The following is a 17,404-nucleotide window of genomic DNA, read 5'->3' on the forward strand; positions in this document are numbered from 1 at the left end:
GACAATGAGGATCGTCTTCGACCTGGACGGCACGCTGATCGATTCCGCGCCCGATATCGCCCATGCCGCGAACGCGGTCCTGCAATCCGAGGGCCTGCCCCCGGTGACGCTGGCACAGACCCGCAGTTTCGTGGGTAACGGCGCGCGCGTCTTCGTCGAGCGGCTGGAACGCGCCTCGGCCGGCGGGAACGCACCGGACCGCACCGCTCGCATGCGCGCCCGCTTCATCACGGAATACGAGCGCGCCCACGGGCACACGGCGATCTATCCCGGGGTCGAGGCAGCGATTGCCACGCTCAGGGCGCAGGGCTGGCGCATCGGTCTGTGTACCAACAAGCCGATGGTGCCGACCCGCGCCGTGCTGGCGCATTTCGGCTGGTCGGACCTGTTCGAGACCGTTCTGGGCGGCGATTCCCTGCCACAGATGAAGCCCGACCCGGCGCCGCTGCATGCGGTGCTGCAGACGCTGGGCGACGGGCCCGCACTCTATGTCGGCGACAGCGAGGTCGATGCGCTGACCGCGCAGGCGGCCGACGTGCCCTTCGCGCTGTTCACCGAGGGGTATCGCAAGACCGGGCTGGACGCGATTCCCCACACCGAGGCTTTCGCCGATTGGAGTGCCCTGCCCGCCATCGCCGCGCGGCTGATCGCCTGATCTCCTGATCGCGGGGGCAAGCCGGCCAGATGGTCCCGCCGGGGATCGCCCCCGGCAAAAATAAACCCGGCACTGCCCCTTACGGCAGCTCTCCCACCGTCCAGATAAGCGCGATCGGACCGTTCGGCACCTGGAGGAGCGAAGCGATGATGGATACGGGATTGCCGCTTCTGGGCGGATTGCTTTTGCTGGTCGCGGGCGGCGAGCTGCTGGTGCGCGGTGCCGTGCAGGCCGCCGAGCGGATCGGCATTTCGCCACTGGTGATCGGGCTGACGCTCGTGGGGTTCGGGACCTCGATGCCCGAGCTTGTCACCTCGGTGCAGGCGGGTCTGAACGGATCGCCCGGCATCGCCTATGGCAACGTCGTCGGCTCGAATATCGCGAATATCCTTCTGATCGCCGGTGTCTCGGCGCTGATCTGTCCGATCCTCGTGGCGCGTTCGGCCCTGCGCCGGGACGCTGCCGTGATGCTGGCCGTCGCGGTGGGTTTCGCGCTGCTGGCCTGGACGGTTCCGTTGGGCCGGATCGGCGGCGCGGTGCTGGTGGCGCTGCTGATAGGCTATATCGGCTTCGTCATTCGTCAGGAGCGCGCCGCGGCCGATGGCGGCGCGCTGCATGACAAGAGCGTCGCGCTGGCCGGGGCCGATCCGGGGCTGGCGCCGCCCCATGCCGCCAGGCGTCTGGCGATGCCGCTGCTGATCGCGCTGGTAGGGCTGGTGCTGGTCGTGGCGGGGGGATCGTTCCTGGTGTCGGGGGCGGTGGCGCTTGCCCGGGGATTCGGCGTGTCCGAGACCGTGATCGGCCTGACGATCGTCGCGGTCGGAACCTCGATGCCCGAGCTTGTCACCTCGGTCATTGCCGCGCTGAAACGGCAAGGCGATGTGGCCTTCGGGAATATCGTGGGGTCGAACATCTACAATATCCTCGGCATCGGCGGCGCGACGGCCCTTATCGCCCCCTCGCATGTCCCCTCCGAGATCGTCGCGTTCGACGCGCCGGTGATGGTTGGGGTGTCGCTGCTTCTGGTGCTGTTCGCGGCGACCGGATTGCGGATCGGACGGCGCGAAGGGGCGGTCCTTCTGGCCGGCTATATCGCTTATCTGTGGGCGCTCTGGCCGTAACCGCGGTCCGCGCGGTCAAGAGCGCCGGGAAAGCGTCGCGCCGGGATCCAAGCCCCTTTGGCCCTTATGCGGGCGAGAGGTTTTGGCGGAGGTGGTTCAGGGTTTCTCGGAGTTCGGTTTTGACCTTGTGGCGCATGGGCAGGAAGCGGGGGGTGGGGACGGGGACCGAGATTGCGTGGATTTCGCCGTTGCGGTCGCGGAAGGCGCCGCCCAGGGCCGAGATTCCATGCGTGTGCTCGTCGGCATCCTCGGCGATGCCGTGCTGGCGCACTTCGGCCAGCATGGCCGCGAAACCGGGCCAGTCGCCTTGCTGGTGCATCCGCTGCCACTCGGCCTCGACCAGGGCGCGGGCTTCGGGCTCGGGCAGCAGGGCCAGCGCGGCGCGGCCATTGGCGCTGGTGGTCAGCGGAAAGACATCGCCCACCGCGGAAATCGTGCGCAGCCGGTGCGTGCCGGGCACCTGGTCGAGAAAGATCATGCCGGCGCCGCGCAGCACCGACAGGTCCGCCGTCTCGCCCAGCCTGCGCGACAGTTCGGACAGGTGCAGACGGCATTCCTCGACCACGTTGTAGCGCGTGGCCTCGGACAGCGCGGTGATCTCGGGGCCCAGCCGGATCGACCCGCCCGACGACGTGGCAATGACCAGCCTTTCGGCCTGCAGGGCGCCGACGATGCGCTGCACCGTCGAGCGGGGCAGTTCGACCCGGTCGGCGATCTGGCCCAGGCTCATTCCCTCGGTATTGTCGCGCAGCGCGCGCAGGATCGCGGCCGCGCGCGCGATCACCTGGATGCCCGAGCGTCCCTGCTCGCCGTCACTCATGCCTGCCCCCGTTCTTTCCCGCTCTGCAATACAGCACAAGCGGCACGATCTGCAATGCGGTACAGGTGTCCCAGAATCCTGTTGACGGATCGCGAGCGGCAAGTGTACCGTATATCGAACATAGTGCACCATATTGCGGTGCAGCATGGGGCATGAGTCGGAAGGGAGGAGCCGAAATGGTCAAGGTCCGCGGCATCGAGTTCGAGGGGAATCTCGACAACAGCATGGGTCTGGAATTCTACAACCTGAGCCACCGCTTCGGTTTCCAGAACCCGAACTGGCCGTATTTCGAGGATACGAAGATCGAGCGTATCCACTACATGGCGAAATCGGGCGTGCTGTCGCAGCGCATCACCACGACCATGCATGCCACCACCCATATCGATGCGCCCGCGCATGTGGTGCAGGGCACGCCCTTCATCGACGAAGTGCCGCTGCCGCATTTCTTCGGCTCGGGGATCGTCGTGTCGATGCCCAAGAAGAAATGGGAGCCGATCACCTATGACGATCTGGAAGCCGCGTGCGGCACGTCGATCCGCAAGGGCGACGTGCTGATCATCAATACCGGCTGGCACAAGCAATACGAGGACGGCGACTATTTCGCCTATTGCCCCGGCTTCGTGAAATCCGCCGGCGAATGGATGGTCGAGAAGGGCGTGAAGGTGGTGGGCCATGACACGCAGGCCAACGACCACCCGCTGGCCACCGCGATCGGCCCGCAGCGCAACGGCCCGCTGCTGCCGCATCTGGCCGAGGAATACAAGGAATGGTCCGGCGGCGTCGACTGGAAGGACGCGTTCCCGGAATGGGAGCCCGTGCACAACATCCTGTTCAAGAACGGGATCATGGGCATCGAGAATGTCGGCGGCGACCTGGACGCGGTGACCGGCAAGCGCTGCACCTTCGCCTTCTTCCCGTGGAACTGGGATCGCGGCGACGGCTGCATCGTCCGCCTGGTGGCGATGATCGACAAGGGACAGAATTTCCGCATCGAGCGCGGCGACGCGATCTGAGGACAGCCGGGGGGCTGCGCGCCCCCCGGACCCCCGCGGAGTATTGTCCGCAGAATGAAACACAGCCGGAAGGGGAGGTCTGGCCGATGTTGATCAAGCGCTTCGAGGAGGCCCGGCCCTATGACGCGCCCCACCATTGGGGCGTCTCGGGGTTGCGGCTGCAGGGCTTCGAGGAGGGCGGGCCGACCAACCAGTGGATCGGCTACAGCCAGTTCCTGCCGGGCGGCGGCGCGGGGCCGGACGCGACGCCCTTCGAGAAGGTCTATGTCGTGCTCGAGGGCGAGATGACCCTCGAATGGGACGGCCGGACCGAGGTGCTGCGGGCGATGGACAGCTGTACCATCCCGCCGGGGCAGGTTCGGCGCATCGAGAACCGCTCGAACCATGTCTGCAAGATGCTGGTCGTCATCCCCTATCCGCCCAAGCCGAAAAGCGAGTGAGGCCATGAGCCTGATGAATCCCCTGTCGATGTTCGATGTCAAAGGCAAGGTCGCGGTGATCACCGGGGCCTCGGGTGCCTTCGGCATGGTGGCGGCGCGCGTGCTGGCGGGCGCCGGCTGCCGGCTGGTGCTGGCCGCGGGCAATGCCTCCGCGCTGGCCGAGATCGCCGGGGAATGCCGCGCGGGCGGTGCGGAGGTGCACGAGGCCAATGTCCGCCCCGATACCGAGGCCGCCTGCGAAGGGCTGATTGCCTCGGCGGTCGAGGCGTTCGGGGCCTGCGACATCCTCGTGGTGGCGTCCGGCATGAACACGGTCGCCAAGATCGACGAGATGGCGCCCGACACCTTCCTGTCGGTGATGGACGCGAATGTCACGCAGAGCTGGCTGATGGCGCGCGCGGCGACGAGGCAGATGAAGGCGCAGGGCACGGGGGGCAAGATCGTGCTGGTGTCCTCGGCCCGCGGGCTTCTGGGTCATCCGGCGGGCTACACCGCCTATTGTGCCTCGAAGGCGGCGGTGGACGGGATCACCAAGGCGCTGGGATGCGAGCTGGGCCCGACCGGGATCACCGTCAACGCCATCGCGCCCACGGTCTTCCGCTCGCCGCTGACGGCGTGGATGTTCGGCGAGGATGACAACGCCAGGACCGTGCGCGCGGGCTTCCTCGCCCGCGTGCCGAAGGGCCGGCTGGGCGAGCCCGAGGACCTGGCCGGGCCGCTGCTGTTCCTGTCGTCGAAGGCGTCCGACTTCTACACCGGGCATATCCTCTATGCCGACGGCGGATATACGGCGGGCTGAGAGATGAGGCAGGACCGTATCATCGGGGTGATCGGCGCAGGGCTCATGGGCCACGGCATCGCCCTTGTCATGGCGCGCTCGGGTCTGCGCGTCGCCATCACCGATCCGATGGCCGAGGCGCGGGCGGCGCTGCCCGGCCGGGTGCGCGACTCGATGGCGCTGATGGGTCATGACGAGGCCACGATCTCGGCCACCCTGTCGCGGATCGCGGTGCACGACACGCTCGCCGCGACCGTGGCCGAAGCCCATGCGGTGTTCGAGGCCGCGCCCGAGAAAATGGCGCTGAAGCAGTCGATCTTTGCCGAGATCGAGACCCACGCGCCGCGCGATTGCATCCTGGCCTCGAACACATCGGTCATGCCGATCACGGAGATCATGCAGGGCCTCGCCCACAAGGACCGCGCGCTGGGAACGCATTGGTGGAACCCGCCGCACATGATCCCGCTGGTCGAGGTCATCCGCACCGAAGGAACGGCCGAGCCCGCGATGGCCACGATGATGGCGCTGCTGGCCGAGGCGGGGAAGACGCCGGTGCGCGTCGACAAGGACGTGCCGGGCTTCATCGGCAACCGGTTGCAGCATGCGCTGTGGCGCGAGGCCGTGAGCCTTGTCGAGCGCGGGATCTGCGACGCGGAATCCGTCGATACCGTGGTGAAATCCTGCTTCGGGCGGCGGTTGTCGGTGCTGGGCCCGTTGGAGAACGCCGATCTGGTGGGCACGGATCTGACGCTCGCCATCCATGAAACGGTTTTGGCCGACCTCGAAAACCGCCAGGGCCCCTCGCCTTACCTTCAGCAACTGGTCGCCGACGGCAAGCTCGGCATGAAGTCGGGCGAGGGGTTCCGCCGCTGGACCCCGGAGGAGGCCGCAAAGGTCCGCAACCGGGTCACCACGCATCTGAAGAAACTGGACACGATTCTGGACGACTGACGCTTTTCAACATCTCGAACTGGGGAGGACGAGACGATGAAGACCTTGAACAGACGGCATTTTCTGACCGGAAGCTCGGCGCTTCTGGCGGCGCCCGCGATCTTGCGGGCCACGCGCGCCTATGCGCAGACGCCAACGATCAAGGTGGGCCATGTGAGCCCGCGCACCGGGCCGCTGGCGGGCTTTGCCGAGGCCGATGACTATATCCTGCAGGCAATCGGGGAACGCTTCGGCGCCGGGGTCGAGAATAACGGCCGCGCCTGGCAGATCGAGATCATCTCGAAGGACAGCCAGTCGAATCCGAACCGCGCCGCCGAGGTGGCGAGCGAGCTGATCCTGTCCGACGAGGTCGACATCATCGTCGCCGCCTCGACGCCCGACACGGTCAACCCGGTCTCGGATCAGGCCGAGATCAACGAGGTGCCCTGCATCACCACCGATTGCCCGTGGCAGCCCTATTTCTTCGGTCGCGGCGGCAACCCGGCCGAGGGTTTCCTGAGCACCTACCATTTCTTCTGGGGGCTCGAGGACGTGATCGGCGCCTTCCTGGCCATGTGGGATGGATCGGGCGTGGCGAAGTCCGTGGGCGGCCTGTTTCCGAACGACGCGGACGGCAATGCCTGGGGCGATCCCGAACTGGGGCTGCCGACACCCTTGGCCGCGGCCGGCTACGCGCTGACGGATCCCGGGCGCTATCAGCCGATGACGGATGATTTCTCGAACTACATCAATGCCTTCAAAGAAGCGGGCTGCGAAATCGTCACGGGCAACATGATCCCGCCGGACTTTGGCACGTTCTGGAACCAGGCCGCGCAACAGGGCTTCAATCCGAAGATCGTCACCATCGGCAAGGCGCTTCTGTTCCCGTCGGTGATCGAGGGCCTTGGCGAGCGGGGCATTGGCCTGTCGTCCGAGGTTTGGTGGTCGCCCTCGCATCCGTTCTCGTCGTCGCTGACCGGGGCCTCTGCGGGCGATCTGGCGGGGGGCTACATGCAGACGACGGGTCGCCCCTGGACCCAGCCCATCGGCTTCAAGCACGCGCTGTTCGAAGTGGTCGCGGATGTCGTGGCGCGGGCCGAGGATCTGGAAGATCCCGAGGCGATCATCGCCGCCATCGCTGCGACCGACATGAACACCATCGTCGGCCCGGTGAACTGGGCGAACGGGCCGGTGCCCAATGTCACCAAGACGCCGCTGGTCGCCGGTCAGTGGCAGCGCGAGGGCGATGGCGTCGACCTGAAGATCGTCGCGAATGCCACGGCGCCCGAGATTCCCACGACCGGCGAACTGATGCTGCTGTCCTGAGCCAAGAAGGGGGCCGCCCGAAAGGGGCGGTCCCGTACCTGCGGGAGAGACGATGTCTGCGATCCTTGAACTTCAGGGCGTGAAGAAAGCCTTCGGCGCCGTTGTCGTGGCGGACGATCAGTCTTGGTCGCTGGCCCCGGGCGAGGCGCTGGGGGTGCTGGGTCCCAATGGCGCTGGCAAGACCTCGATGTTCAACCTCGTCACCGGGACGCTGTCGACGGATGCGGGCAGGATCCGGCTTGACGGGCAGGACATCACCGGCTGGTCGGCGGCAAGGCGCTGCCGCGCCGGGATCGCCCGCAGTTTCCAGGTTCCCCAGCCCTTCGCGCATATGACGGTATTCGAGAATGCCTATGTCGCGGCGACGCAGGGCGCGGGCCTGTCGGGTCGCGCGGCCGAAACGCATTGTCTCGATGTGCTCGACCGCACGGGCCTTGTCGCCAAGTCGAACGTGCAGGCGGGCGGGCTGACGCTTCTGGAACGCAAGCGGCTGGAACTGAGCCGAGCGCTGTGTGCGAAGCCGCGCGTGATCCTGCTAGACGAGATCGCGGGCGGCCTGACGGAACATGAATGCCAGTCGCTGATCCAGACGATCCGCGACGTGCATGCGACGGGCGTGTCGATCGTCTGGATCGAGCATGTGGTGCATGCTCTTCTGGCCGTGGTCAGTCGCCTGATGGTGATCGATTTCGGCCGCAAGATCGCCGAGGGCGAGCCGAACGCGATCATGCAGTCGCGCGAGGTGAAGGAAATCTATCTGGGGATCGAAGCCGATGCCTGACGCCCTTCTGACCCTTCAGGCGCTGAACGCGCATTACGGGGATTTTCAGGCGCTTTACGGTGTCGATCTGCGGGTCGACCCGGGCGAGGTTGTGGCGGTGATCGGCGCGAACGGCGCGGGCAAGACGACGATGCTGCGCTCCATCGCCGGGCTTCTGAAGAACGCACCCGGGGCGATCCGCTGGAAAGGGCAGGCCATCGGCGCGCTGCGTGCCGATCAGGTCGCGGGGCGGGGGATCGCGCTGGTGCCCGAGGGGCGGCTTCTGTTCCCGTCGCTCAGCGTCGAGGAAAATCTGGTCATCGGCGGGCAGCTCGGCCGCAAGGGGCCGTGGAGCCTGCAGCGGGTCTACGACCTGTTCCCGATCCTGAAGGAACGCCGCCACCAGCAATCGACCTCGCTGTCGGGGGGTCAGCAGCAGATGGTCGCCATCGGCCGGGCGCTGATGGCAAACCCCGAACTGGTGCTCATGGACGAGATCAGCCTGGGCCTTGCCCCGGTCATCATCCGCCAGATCTACGAGGCCCTGCCCGGCATCGTCGGCGAGGGGCTGACGGCGGTGATCGTCGAGCAGGACATCGCCAAGGCGCTGTCGGTCTCGCAGCGGGTCTATTGCCTGCAGGAGGGTCGCGTCTCGCTGGAAGGCCAATCGCAAACCGTGCCGCGCGAAGACATCACCCGCGCCTATTTCGGAGTCTGACGCATGGACTGGCTCAACGCCCTTGTTCAGGGAGTGCTGCTGGGCGGGCTTTACGCCCTGTTCGCGGCGGGTCTGTCGCTGATCTTCGGGGTCATGCGGCTGGTCAACATCGCGCATGGCGACCTGATCGTGCTGTCGGCCTATATCGCGCTCAGCTTCGGCGTCGCGCTGGGCCTGAACCCGCTGGTGGCGCTGCTGCTGGTGGTGCCGACCATGGCGCTGATCGGCTACGCCCTGCAACGTCTGATCCTGAATCGCACGATGGGCGAGGATATCCTGCCGCCCCTTCTGGTGACGTTCGGCCTGTCGGTGATCCTGCAGAACGCGCTGCTCATGGGCTATTCCGCCGATCCGCAGAATCTGCAGGCGGGCGCGATCGAGACGGCGTCGGTCACGCTCGGGCCGCTGGCGGTGGGGTTGATGCCGGTGATGGTCTTCGCCACCGCCGTCGCGGTCATCGCGGCGCTGCAATGGATGTTCTACCGCACCGCCCTGGGGCGGGCGTTCCGGGCGACATCGGACCGGCAGGACGTGGCGCAGCTGATGGGGCTGAACCGGGCGCATGTCTTCGGGTTGGCCATGGCCCTGTCGCTGGCGGTGACGGCGCTGGCGGGCGTGTTCCTCGGGATCCGCACGGCCTTTGACCCGGCCGCCGGTGGCGCGCGGCTGATCTTCGGCTTCGAGGCGGTGATCATCGGCGGGCTGGGCAATCTGTGGGGGACGCTGGCAGGCGGCGTGATCCTGGGTGTTGCGCAGACCGTGGGGGCAAAGATCGACCCGGGCTATCAGATCCTTGCCGGACATGTCGTTTTCCTGATCATACTGGCCCTGCGCCCGCGCGGCCTGTTCCCGAGGATCGACGGATGACCCTTTCAGTCACACGCCGCACCCGCCTTTCGACCACCTGGCTGATCCTGCTGGTGCCCATCGTTCTGCTGCTGATCGCGGCTCCGTGGTGGGCGGGCCGCGCCGACCTGCGGCTGATGGGCGAGATCGCGCTCTATATGTCGCTGGCCATCCTGTGGAACCTGCTGGCGGGCTATGCCGGTCTGGTATCGGTGGGCCAGCAGGCCTATGTCGGCTTCGGCGGTTACCTGTTCTTCGCGCTGACCATGCTGGCCGGGCTGCATCCCTATGCCGCGCTGCCCCTGGTCGTGCTGGCGGGGTTTGTGATCTCGGCCCCGGTCGCGGTGCTGATCTTCCGGCTGCGGGGCGCCTATTTCGCCATCGGCACCTGGGTCGTGGCCGAGGTTTTCCGGTTGTCATTCGCCCAGATTTCCAGCCTCGGCGGCGGCTCGGGCACGTCGCTGGCGCCCGACATCGTCCGTTCGCTGGCCGACGGGCGCGACGCGCGCGAGGCGGTGGCCTGGTGGCTGGCGCTTGGCGCGGCGGCGCTGGTGCTGGGAACCGTGGTCTGGCTCCTGCGCTCGCGCCAGGGCGTGGCGCTGACCGCGATCCGCGACAACGAACTGGCGGCGCGGTCGCTGGGGATCGACATCTGGCGCACCAAGTTCACCGTCTATGTCGTGGTTTCGGGCCTGACGGCCCTCATCGGCGCGCTGATCTTCCTGCAAAAGCTGCGCATCTCGCCCGATGCCGCCTTCAGCGCCAATGACTGGACCGCCTTTGTCATCTTCATCGTCGTGATCGGTGGAATCGGCACGCTCGAAGGTCCGATCCTGGGAACGCTGATCTTCTTCGCCCTGCGCGAGACGCTCGCCGATCTGGGGACGCTGTATCTGATTGCGCTTGGCATCGTCGCCATCGTCATCATGCTGTTCGCGCCGCGCGGTCTGTGGGGATTCCTGCGTGATCGCTGGGGCCTTGAACTTTTCCCGCTCAGCCGACGGGTGAGCGGCCTTGCCAAGAAGGAGGCCTGACATGGCCCGCAAACCGAAGACCATCATCACCTGCGCAGTAACGGGGGCGATTCATACGCCCACCATGTCGGACGCTCTGCCCTATACCTACGATCAGATCGCCACGCAGGCGATCGCCGCGGCCGAGGCCGGCGCCTCGATCCTGCATCTGCATGCGCGTAACCCGGATACCGGCGCGCCCTCGATCGACCCCGGCGATTTCGCGCCCTTCCTCGCGCGCATCAAGCAGGCCACGGATGCGGTGGTGAACATCTCGACCGGGGGGTCGCTGACGGCCTCGATCCAGGAGCGGATCGCCCCCGCCAAGACCTTCTCGCCCGAGATGTGCTCGATGAATATGGGCTCGCTCAATTTCAGCTTCCACGGGCTGGCCAGCCGCTATGCCGAATGGAAATTCGACTGGGAGAAATCCTATGTCGAAGGCTCCGAGGGCAACATTTTCCGCAATACCTTCAAGGACATCAAGGAAGCGGCCGAGACGCTGGCCCCGCACGAGATCAAGTTCGAGCACGAGATCTACGATGTCGGCCACCTGTATAACCTGAAATTCATGCTGGATCAGGGACACTTCAAGGCGCCGATCTTCCTGCAATTCGTGCTGGGGATCCTGGGCGGGATCGGCGCGGACGTGGAAAACCTGGTGTTCATGAAACGCACTGCCGACAAGCTCTTCGGCGATCAGTACCGCTGGTCTGTTCTGGCCGCGGGCGCCGCGCAGATCCCGATGGCGGTGACGGCGTCGCAGATGGGCGGGCATGTCCGTGTCGGGCTGGAGGACAGCCTGTTCATTACCCGCGGCGAGCTGGCCGGATCGAACGCCCAGCAGGTCGCCAAGATCCGCCGGCTGATCGAAGACCTCGGCCACGCCGTCGCCACCCCGGACGAAGCGCGCGAAATCCTCGATCTGAAGGGCGGCGACAAGGTCGCGTTCTGAGCCTTGGGGGCGTGACGCGGGCGCCGGATCACCGGCGTCTCGCGGGACGCGCCGCGACGGGGACCCGGGATGGTGCGACGGAAAGCCCTGCCGTGGCGGTCTTGCACCGCCCGGTTCAGGCTACCTGCTGCGCGACAAGCTCGCGCGCGGCGGTGAGGAACCGCTGGCTGCGTTCCGACGCGCCGGGCTCGCTCAGGCGCGGGACGATCCATCCCAGATAGCTGCTCGCGCGCAAGGCGATGAACAGGTCGAGCGCGCGCGTATCGATGGCGCGCACGGCGCCGTACCCGTCCAGCAAGGCATCTCTGAGAACGGGATAATCCGGTTCCGGACGGGCCTTGAACAGGGTCGTGGCAAGGTCGAACAGCCGGTAGCCGAAACCGCCATCATCGAAATCCACGAAATGCAGCTGCGCGCCGTCGATGAGGATGTTCTCGCGTACCAGATCCGCATGGATCAGGCCCCTGTCCGCGGTTGCGTCGATCTGGGCCAGCTGCGCATCGGCCCGTGCCCGGAACCCTTCGAACAGCGCCCGGTCCCGGGGGTCGAGCATCGGGTTCTCCCAGAACCGCCCCCAGAGCGGCGCCTCGCCCACCAGCCCCGCCCGGTCCCAGGATGCGCGCGCAAAACCCGCCGGACGGGCCCAGGCATCGCTGACGTCATGCATCCGCGCCATGTCGCGACCCAGCTGGCGGAACAATCCCGCGCGGTCCGGCAGGTCGAGCGGCGTGCCCGTCACGCCCATCGGGCGACCGGGAAGCCAGTTCAGAACGCTGGCATAGCCGTTCTCCAGCGGTTGAAGCATCGCACCGTCAAGGCCGGGGACCGGGCGCGGAACGCCGAGGCCCCCCTCATGCAGCGCCTGCAGCCAGTCCAGCTCGGAGGCCAGCTCGGCCTGCGTGCGATAGCCCGGGCGATGCAGCCGCAGGGCGACGACACGGCCCCCTTGCTCGACCCGCCAGACCTTGTTCTCGCGCTGGGCCACCAATTGCGTGGCGGCGCCGTCCAGACCCCAGCGGGCCAGCATCCCGTCCGGCGCGCTCATGGCGTCACCGGCAGGCGCGACAGCACGTCGTCCAGCGCGTCGATCAGGCTGTCGGCATGCGCGGTGGTAAAAGGCATGGGCGGGCGGATCTTCAGCGTATTGCGATGGCGGCCGAGTTTCGACAACAGGAACCCTTCCTGCCGCAGGGCATTCACCACGCGGTCGGTATAGGCCACGGCGGGTTCGCGGCTGTCGCGGTCCAGCACGAATTCCGCGCCGAAGACCAGACCGGAACCCCGCACATCGCCGATGACCGCGTGGCGTTCGCCGAGGGCGCGCAGGCGGGCACGCGCGTGGTTCCCCACGATCGCGGCCTGCGCGACCAGATCGCGGTCATCAAGCTCGTCCAGCACCGCCATCGCGGCGGCGCAAGAGACCGGGTTGCCGCCGAAAGTGTTGAAATAGCGATAGCCCTCGCGGAAACGCTGCAAAATCTCCGAGCGCGTGACCACGCCGCCGACGGGATGGCCGTTGCCCATCGGTTTGCCCAGCGTCAGGATATCGGGCACCACGCCCATTTTCTCGTGCGCCCACAGATGCGTGCCGGTGCGGCCGAAACCGGATTGCACCTCGTCGCAGATCAGAAGACCCCCGGCCCGGCGCACGACGTCGGCCACCGGCCTGAGCCAGCCATCAGGATGATCGGGGAAGCCTTCGTTCAGGAAATAGGGACAGATCAGCAGGGCGGCGAAGCCGGTGCCCTCGGCCTCGTGCCGGGCGATCTGTTCGGCCACGGCCTCGGCGAAAAGGGTGCCGTCGGGATCGGGCCGGCGATAGCTGTCGGGGGCTTCGACGAAACGGAAATACTGGCCCAGCCCGAACCCCGTTTTCGGCGGGTTCGAGGTGCTGAGCTGACTGACCAGCGCGGTGTTGCCGTGATAGGTGGCGTCCGTCGCGATGATCCCGCGCTTGCCCGTCATCGCTTCGGCCATGCGCAGGGCGATGTCGTTGGCTTCCGAGCCGGTGCAGGTCAGGATCGCGCTGTCCAGACTGTCATCCATCGTCCCGGTCAGGCGCGCGACGTAATCGAGAATGCCGTCATGCAGGTAACGGGTATGGGTGTTGAGCGTCGATGCCTGCCGGCAGATCGCCTCGACCACGCGCGGGTTGCAATGCCCCACATGCGGCACGTTGTTGTAGCAATCGAGATATTTCCGCCCGTCCGCATCCCACAGCCAGACGTCCTCGCCCCGGACGACGTGCACGGGCTCGTCGTAAAAGGTCGAGACATTCGGGCCGAGATACCGGCGGCGGTCGCTGATCAGGGTTTGCGTGGTGCGGGGCATGGGCACGTTCCGTTCAGGCAGGCTTGTTGCGGCGGACACTGCCAGCGGGACGCCTTGCAGGAAAGGAATTCACCGAAGCGGTGCGATTATAGCACCGACGAGCGGCTGCGGCCCGTCAGGGCGGTTTCCAGATTGCGCACCGCCCGCCGCAGCAGCGCGACAAGCTCTGTCTCGCGGTCGGGTGTGAGGCCCGCCTCGGGAACGGTGATCGAGATCGTCCCCGCGGGGTCCGTGGCGCTTTCGAGGAAAAAGGCCATCGCCACGCCGGCCACGCCCTGTTCGACGGTGTTGCGGCTGACGGCATAGCCCTGCGCCCGGGCCTGCGCGACAAGGTCGCGCAGCGTGGGCTCGTCGATCACGGTGGCCGGGGTAAGCCGCTCGCGCGGCAGGGCCAGAATCTCGGCCTGCCGCTCAGGGGTCGTGCGCGCCAGATAGGCCAGGCCCGAGGACGCCGCGTGATAGGGGTAGCGTTCCGCCGGTTTCAGGTTGATGACATTTCCGCGCGGCGGCAGGTGATACGCGACGGTCGTCATGCTGGTGCGTCCCGGCACATTGACATGGACGGTTTCGTCGCTGACCCCGCTCAGCCAGCGCGCGACGATCTGCGTCGCCCTGACCATCGGCACCGATGCCTCACGCAGCCGCGCCAGCGACAGGAACCCCGAGCCCAGGAAGTATTTCCGCGTTTCGGGATTCTGCTCGATGAACCCGTTTTCCATCAAGGCGACCAGCAGGCGGCGCGTCACCGCCTTGTCCTCGCCGGTCACCCGCGCAAGCTCGCTGAGACCGATCTCGGGCTGTTCCAGCGTGAACTGGCGCAACAGCCGCATCGCCTTGTTCACCGTCTTCATCGCGGCATCCTTCCGATCCGGCCCTCACAGAAACCGGAACCGCCGCCGCAGGGCAAGGGACAAGGCCGGGGTGTCGCCGCTCTGCGCAAGCGGCCCGGTCGCGCCCTAATCCCGGCGGATCGAGGCGGTGACATAGTTCACCGACAGGTCGCGTTCGGACAAGGACCAGCTCCACAGGATCGGGTTGAACACCATCCCCTTGCGGTCCACCGGGTCCAGCCCGGCCTGCCCGATCAGCGCGTAAAGCTCGTCGGGGGTGATGAATTTCGACCATTCATGCGTGCCGCGCGGCAGCCAGCGCATCACCACCTCGGCGCCGAAGATCGCCATCGCATAGCTTTTCGGATTGCGGTTGATGGTCGAGCAGATCATCAGCCCGCCGGTTTTCAGCAGGTCGTGACAGGCGGTCAGATAGGCCAGCGGGTCCGAGACATGCTCGACCACTTCCATGTTCAGCACCACGTCGAACCGCTCGCCCGCCGCGGCCAGATCCTCGGCCGTGGTGTGGCGATAGTCGATGTCGAGCCCCGATTGCTGCGCATGGACCTGCGCTACGGGAATGTTGCGCTCGGCCGCGTCGGCGCCGACCACCTCGGCGCCCAGACGCGCCATGGGTTCCGACAACAGCCCGCCGCCGCAACCGATATCCAGCAGACGCAGCCCGTCGAACGGGCGCGGCTGCGACAGGTCGCGGTCGAACTCGGCGGCGATCTGGCTGGTGATGTAATCCAGACGGCAGGGATTGAGCATGTGCAGCGGCTTGAACTTGCCATGCGGATTCCACCAATCGGCGGCCATGGCCTCGAATTTCGCGACTTCTGCCGGGTCGATGGTGCTGTTCATGCTGCGCTCCGCCTTGCCTTTTGTGTCCGCATCCCGTGGAATGCCACCGCCGAGCCGTATATAGACCGGATGATGGACAAGTCCCACGAGCAAAAGAGCGCAGCCGCGCATCTCTATCCGCCGATCGAGCCCAACAACCGGCAGATGCTGGAGGTGGGCGACGGACACAGCCTGTATGTCGAGGAATGCGGCAATCCCGACGGTGTGCCCGTGGTGGTGCTGCATGGCGGGCCGGGTGGCGGGTGCAGCCCGATGATGCGGCGCTTTTTCGATCCCCGGCATTACCGGATCGTCCTGTTCGACCAGCGCGGCTGCGGACGCTCGCGGCCTCACGCCAGTGTCGAGGCGAACACCACCCAGCACCTGATCGCCGATATCGAGCGGATCCGCCAGACGCTGGGAATCGGGCGCTGGATCGTGTTCGGCGGCAGCTGGGGCGCGACGTTGGCGCTGGCCTATGCGCAGGCGCATCCCGCCCGTGCCGCCTGGCTGGTGCTGCGCGGGGTGTTCATGGGCACCCAGGCCGAGCTGGACTGGTTTTATGGCGGCGGCGCGGGGCGGTTCTATCCCGAGCTGTGGTCGCGCTTTGCCGATGCGATCCCGCCCGAGGAACAGCACGACCTGATCGCCGCCTATCACCGGCGGCTGTTCTCCGGCGTCTTCGCCAAGGAAACGCGCTATTCCCGCCTGTGGTCGGACTGGGAGAACGCGCTGGCCACGGTCGAGACACGCTTTCCCTACGAGACCCCGGTGGATTACGCCCGCGCCTTCGCGCGGCTCGAAAATCACTATTTCACGCATAAATGCTTCTTCGAGCGCGACGGCCAGTTGCTCGAGGATATCTGGAAGCTGAACGGCGTGCGCGGCACCATCGTGCAGGGCCAATTCGACATGATCTGCCCGCCCGTGACCGCCTGGCGGTTGCACCGGGCATGGTCGGGCAGCACGCTGTCGCTGGTGCCGATGGCCGGCCATGCGCTGTCCGAACCCGGCATCACCCGCGAACTTGTCGCGGTGATGGAAGGGATCAAGAGCGCCGGGATTCTGGACGCCTAGGTCAGGCGGTATTCGGCGATCTCGGTGCGCTGCAGGGCGTTCTGGTTGTCGTCGGACACCGTGGTCGCCCACAGATGCCCCTGCGCATCGCGGGTGATCGAGATCCCCTCGTGATTGTCCAGCGCGCCCATCGCGGTTTCGACCAGCGTTTCGGGCCGGCCCCAGGCGCCGGGGCGCAGGCGGCTGATGCGGCTTGCGAAAAACGCCAGGCGGAATTTCCGCTCCAGCATGTACAGGTTGCCGTCCGGACCGAAATCCAGCCCCACCGGCTTGAACCCGTCGCGGTCGGGGATCAGCGCCAGGATCTCCCAGTTCTGGCGCAGGCGATACAGCGGGAAGGTGCCGTCGAGCTGCGCCTCGGGCAGCACATAGACCGCGCCTTGATCGTCGACGGCGATGCTTTCAAGGCTTTCGTTCTGCGGCAGGCGTGCCCAGCTTTGCGCGACCGGCAGCGCGGTCGCCGGTCCGCGTTCGTCGGCATAGACCGAGATCCGTCCGCGGCGGTTCTCGAACGAGACATAGAGCGTGCCGTCGGGACGCTGGTCCAGCCCCTCGGAATCGCCGCGCCCGCCGCGCAGCGCGTTACCGGCAGTGCCACGCAGGCGGAAATGCTCGATCCGCTCGATCCCCGTCAGGGTGCCCGACGCGTCGCGGATCATCCGCGCGCGGACCACGAAGCCCCGGTCGCTGAGAAACAGCGCGCGCGTGCGGTCGCTGCTCAGTTCGAGGCCCGAGAAGCCGCCGAAGAACTCGCCCGGTTCGGACCAGCGCAGCAGCGTGTCGGGCTGAACGATATGCGCGCGCGCCGCCCTTGCCGGCAGCAGAGCGGTGGCGGCGCTGGCGGCGCCCAGGGTCAAGACGTTGCGGCGGGAATAACGCATGGCGGCGCCGATCCTAGCGCTCGTCGGGGCACGAGGGAATCCGTCACCGGGCGTCACACGCATATAT

Annotated in this window: 19 protein-coding genes; 13 read left to right on the forward strand and 6 right to left on the reverse strand. The window is 66.8% G+C overall.

The features are described 5' to 3' along the window. Positions 1-4: 4 nt before the first annotated feature. Both gph and C4N9_RS02175 read left to right on the forward strand, forming a co-directional pair. The gene (gene gph, locus C4N9_RS02170; protein ID WP_109531631.1) at positions 5-655 is read left to right on the forward strand and encodes a phosphoglycolate phosphatase; all 651 of its coding nucleotides are present in this window, start codon (positions 5-7) and stop codon (positions 653-655) included. 146 nt (positions 656-801) lie between these two features. Beyond that, positions 802-1,776 (forward strand): calcium/sodium antiporter, encoded by a 975-nt coding sequence (locus C4N9_RS02175; protein WP_109531632.1) that lies wholly within the window; start codon positions 802-804, stop codon positions 1,774-1,776. Between the two features lie 64 nt (positions 1,777-1,840). Here C4N9_RS02175 and C4N9_RS02180 read toward each other — a convergent pair whose 3' ends face one another. Next, complete coding sequence (locus C4N9_RS02180; RefSeq protein ID WP_168192090.1) at positions 1,841-2,596, reverse strand: IclR family transcriptional regulator; 756 nt, start codon at positions 2,594-2,596, stop codon at positions 1,841-1,843. A gap of 176 nt (positions 2,597-2,772) precedes the next feature. Between C4N9_RS02180 and C4N9_RS02185 the strand changes: the two genes are divergently transcribed. The 10 genes from C4N9_RS02185 to kce all read left to right on the forward strand — a co-directional run bounded on the left by C4N9_RS02185 (position 2,773) and on the right by kce (position 11,375). Beyond that, entirely contained in the window at positions 2,773-3,609 is an 837-nt protein-coding gene (locus C4N9_RS02185) for a cyclase family protein (RefSeq protein ID WP_210403953.1), read from the forward strand. Positions 3,610-3,695: 86 nt separating this feature from the next. Next, positions 3,696-4,049 carry a cupin domain-containing protein gene (locus C4N9_RS02190; protein ID WP_109531634.1) on the forward strand — a complete coding sequence of 118 codons (354 nt, stop codon included), beginning with the start codon at positions 3,696-3,698 and terminating at the stop codon, positions 4,047-4,049. 4 nt (positions 4,050-4,053) lie between these two features. Then, positions 4,054-4,848, forward strand: coding sequence for an SDR family NAD(P)-dependent oxidoreductase (locus tag C4N9_RS02195; RefSeq protein WP_109531635.1), 795 nt, complete (start codon positions 4,054-4,056; stop codon positions 4,846-4,848). Positions 4,849-4,851: 3 nt separating this feature from the next. After that, on the forward strand, positions 4,852-5,778 hold the full coding sequence (locus C4N9_RS02200) for a 3-hydroxyacyl-CoA dehydrogenase family protein (protein WP_109531636.1): 927 nt from the start codon (positions 4,852-4,854) through the stop codon (positions 5,776-5,778). A gap of 36 nt (positions 5,779-5,814) precedes the next feature. After that, entirely contained in the window at positions 5,815-7,083 is a 1,269-nt protein-coding gene (locus C4N9_RS02205; RefSeq protein ID WP_109531637.1) for an ABC transporter substrate-binding protein, read from the forward strand. Between the two features lie 52 nt (positions 7,084-7,135). Beyond that, a complete protein-coding gene (locus tag C4N9_RS02210) occupies positions 7,136-7,864 on the forward strand; it encodes an ABC transporter ATP-binding protein (protein ID WP_109531638.1) in 729 nt (242 codons plus the stop codon). Continuing rightward, positions 7,857-8,561: an ABC transporter ATP-binding protein gene (locus C4N9_RS02215; protein ID WP_109531639.1), complete on the forward strand. Its 705-nt coding sequence runs from the start codon at positions 7,857-7,859 to the stop codon at positions 8,559-8,561. The genes C4N9_RS02210 and C4N9_RS02215 overlap by 8 nt, the downstream gene beginning before the upstream one ends. 3 nt (positions 8,562-8,564) lie before the next feature. Continuing rightward, entirely contained in the window at positions 8,565-9,428 is an 864-nt protein-coding gene (locus tag C4N9_RS02220; RefSeq protein WP_109531640.1) for a branched-chain amino acid ABC transporter permease, read from the forward strand. Next, on the forward strand, positions 9,425-10,441 hold the full coding sequence (locus C4N9_RS02225; protein ID WP_109531641.1) for a branched-chain amino acid ABC transporter permease: 1,017 nt from the start codon (positions 9,425-9,427) through the stop codon (positions 10,439-10,441). The genes C4N9_RS02220 and C4N9_RS02225 overlap by 4 nt, the downstream gene beginning before the upstream one ends. Position 10,442: 1 nt before the next feature. Beyond that, positions 10,443-11,375, forward strand: coding sequence for a 3,5-dioxohexanoate:acetyl-CoA acetone transferase (gene kce / locus C4N9_RS02230; RefSeq protein WP_109531642.1), 933 nt, complete (start codon positions 10,443-10,445; stop codon positions 11,373-11,375). A 115-nt stretch (positions 11,376-11,490) separates the two neighbouring features. Here kce and C4N9_RS02235 read toward each other — a convergent pair whose 3' ends face one another. The 4 genes from C4N9_RS02235 to ubiG form a co-directional block, all read right to left on the reverse strand. Then, complete coding sequence (locus tag C4N9_RS02235; protein WP_109531643.1) at positions 11,491-12,420, reverse strand: phosphotransferase enzyme family protein; 930 nt, start codon at positions 12,418-12,420, stop codon at positions 11,491-11,493. Further along, positions 12,417-13,706, reverse strand: a complete 1,290-nt coding sequence (locus C4N9_RS02240; protein ID WP_109531644.1) for an aspartate aminotransferase family protein — start codon at positions 13,704-13,706, stop codon at positions 12,417-12,419. The genes C4N9_RS02235 and C4N9_RS02240 overlap by 4 nt, the downstream gene beginning before the upstream one ends. 86 nt (positions 13,707-13,792) lie before the next feature. Next, the gene (locus C4N9_RS02245) at positions 13,793-14,557 is read right to left on the reverse strand and encodes an IclR family transcriptional regulator (protein WP_109531645.1); all 765 of its coding nucleotides are present in this window, start codon (positions 14,555-14,557) and stop codon (positions 13,793-13,795) included. Between the two features lie 105 nt (positions 14,558-14,662). Further along, positions 14,663-15,400 (reverse strand): bifunctional 2-polyprenyl-6-hydroxyphenol methylase/3-demethylubiquinol 3-O-methyltransferase UbiG, encoded by a 738-nt coding sequence (gene ubiG / locus C4N9_RS02250; protein WP_109531646.1) that lies wholly within the window; start codon positions 15,398-15,400, stop codon positions 14,663-14,665. A gap of 72 nt (positions 15,401-15,472) precedes the next feature. On the opposite strand from ubiG, the gene pip reads away from it, so the two are divergent. After that, the gene (gene pip / locus C4N9_RS02255; RefSeq protein WP_109531647.1) at positions 15,473-16,456 is read left to right on the forward strand and encodes a prolyl aminopeptidase; all 984 of its coding nucleotides are present in this window, start codon (positions 15,473-15,475) and stop codon (positions 16,454-16,456) included. On the opposite strand, the gene C4N9_RS02260 is transcribed toward pip, so the two are convergent. Beyond that, the gene (locus C4N9_RS02260; RefSeq protein ID WP_168192092.1) at positions 16,453-17,337 is read right to left on the reverse strand and encodes an esterase-like activity of phytase family protein; all 885 of its coding nucleotides are present in this window, start codon (positions 17,335-17,337) and stop codon (positions 16,453-16,455) included. The genes pip and C4N9_RS02260 overlap by 4 nt on opposite strands. Positions 17,338-17,404 lie beyond the last annotated feature (67 nt).

Origin of the sequence: Pararhodobacter marinus, from assembly GCF_003122215.1 — a bacterium.
GTDB classification, from domain to species: domain Bacteria; phylum Pseudomonadota; class Alphaproteobacteria; order Rhodobacterales; family Rhodobacteraceae; genus Pararhodobacter; species Pararhodobacter marinus.

Coding starts and splice junctions, on each gene's coding strand:
- gph (WP_109531631.1), top strand. CDS start 5: ATGAGGATCGTCTTCGACCTGGACGGCACGCTGATCGATTCCGCGCCC.
- C4N9_RS02175 (WP_109531632.1), top strand. CDS start 802: ATGATGGATACGGGATTGCCGCTTCTGGGCGGATTGCTTTTGCTGGTC.
- C4N9_RS02180 (WP_168192090.1), bottom strand. CDS start 2,596: ATGAGTGACGGCGAGCAGGGACGCTCGGGCATCCAGGTGATCGCGCGC.
- C4N9_RS02185 (WP_210403953.1), top strand. CDS start 2,773: ATGGTCAAGGTCCGCGGCATCGAGTTCGAGGGGAATCTCGACAACAGC.
- C4N9_RS02190 (WP_109531634.1), top strand. CDS start 3,696: ATGTTGATCAAGCGCTTCGAGGAGGCCCGGCCCTATGACGCGCCCCAC.
- C4N9_RS02195 (WP_109531635.1), top strand. CDS start 4,054: ATGAGCCTGATGAATCCCCTGTCGATGTTCGATGTCAAAGGCAAGGTC.
- C4N9_RS02200 (WP_109531636.1), top strand. CDS start 4,852: ATGAGGCAGGACCGTATCATCGGGGTGATCGGCGCAGGGCTCATGGGC.
- C4N9_RS02205 (WP_109531637.1), top strand. CDS start 5,815: ATGAAGACCTTGAACAGACGGCATTTTCTGACCGGAAGCTCGGCGCTT.
- C4N9_RS02210 (WP_109531638.1), top strand. CDS start 7,136: ATGTCTGCGATCCTTGAACTTCAGGGCGTGAAGAAAGCCTTCGGCGCC.
- C4N9_RS02215 (WP_109531639.1), top strand. CDS start 7,857: ATGCCTGACGCCCTTCTGACCCTTCAGGCGCTGAACGCGCATTACGGG.
- C4N9_RS02220 (WP_109531640.1), top strand. CDS start 8,565: ATGGACTGGCTCAACGCCCTTGTTCAGGGAGTGCTGCTGGGCGGGCTT.
- C4N9_RS02225 (WP_109531641.1), top strand. CDS start 9,425: ATGACCCTTTCAGTCACACGCCGCACCCGCCTTTCGACCACCTGGCTG.
- kce (WP_109531642.1), top strand. CDS start 10,443: ATGGCCCGCAAACCGAAGACCATCATCACCTGCGCAGTAACGGGGGCG.
- C4N9_RS02235 (WP_109531643.1), bottom strand. CDS start 12,420: ATGAGCGCGCCGGACGGGATGCTGGCCCGCTGGGGTCTGGACGGCGCC.
- C4N9_RS02240 (WP_109531644.1), bottom strand. CDS start 13,706: ATGCCCCGCACCACGCAAACCCTGATCAGCGACCGCCGCCGGTATCTC.
- C4N9_RS02245 (WP_109531645.1), bottom strand. CDS start 14,557: ATGAAGACGGTGAACAAGGCGATGCGGCTGTTGCGCCAGTTCACGCTG.
- ubiG (WP_109531646.1), bottom strand. CDS start 15,400: ATGAACAGCACCATCGACCCGGCAGAAGTCGCGAAATTCGAGGCCATG.
- pip (WP_109531647.1), top strand. CDS start 15,473: ATGGACAAGTCCCACGAGCAAAAGAGCGCAGCCGCGCATCTCTATCCG.
- C4N9_RS02260 (WP_168192092.1), bottom strand. CDS start 17,337: ATGCGTTATTCCCGCCGCAACGTCTTGACCCTGGGCGCCGCCAGCGCC.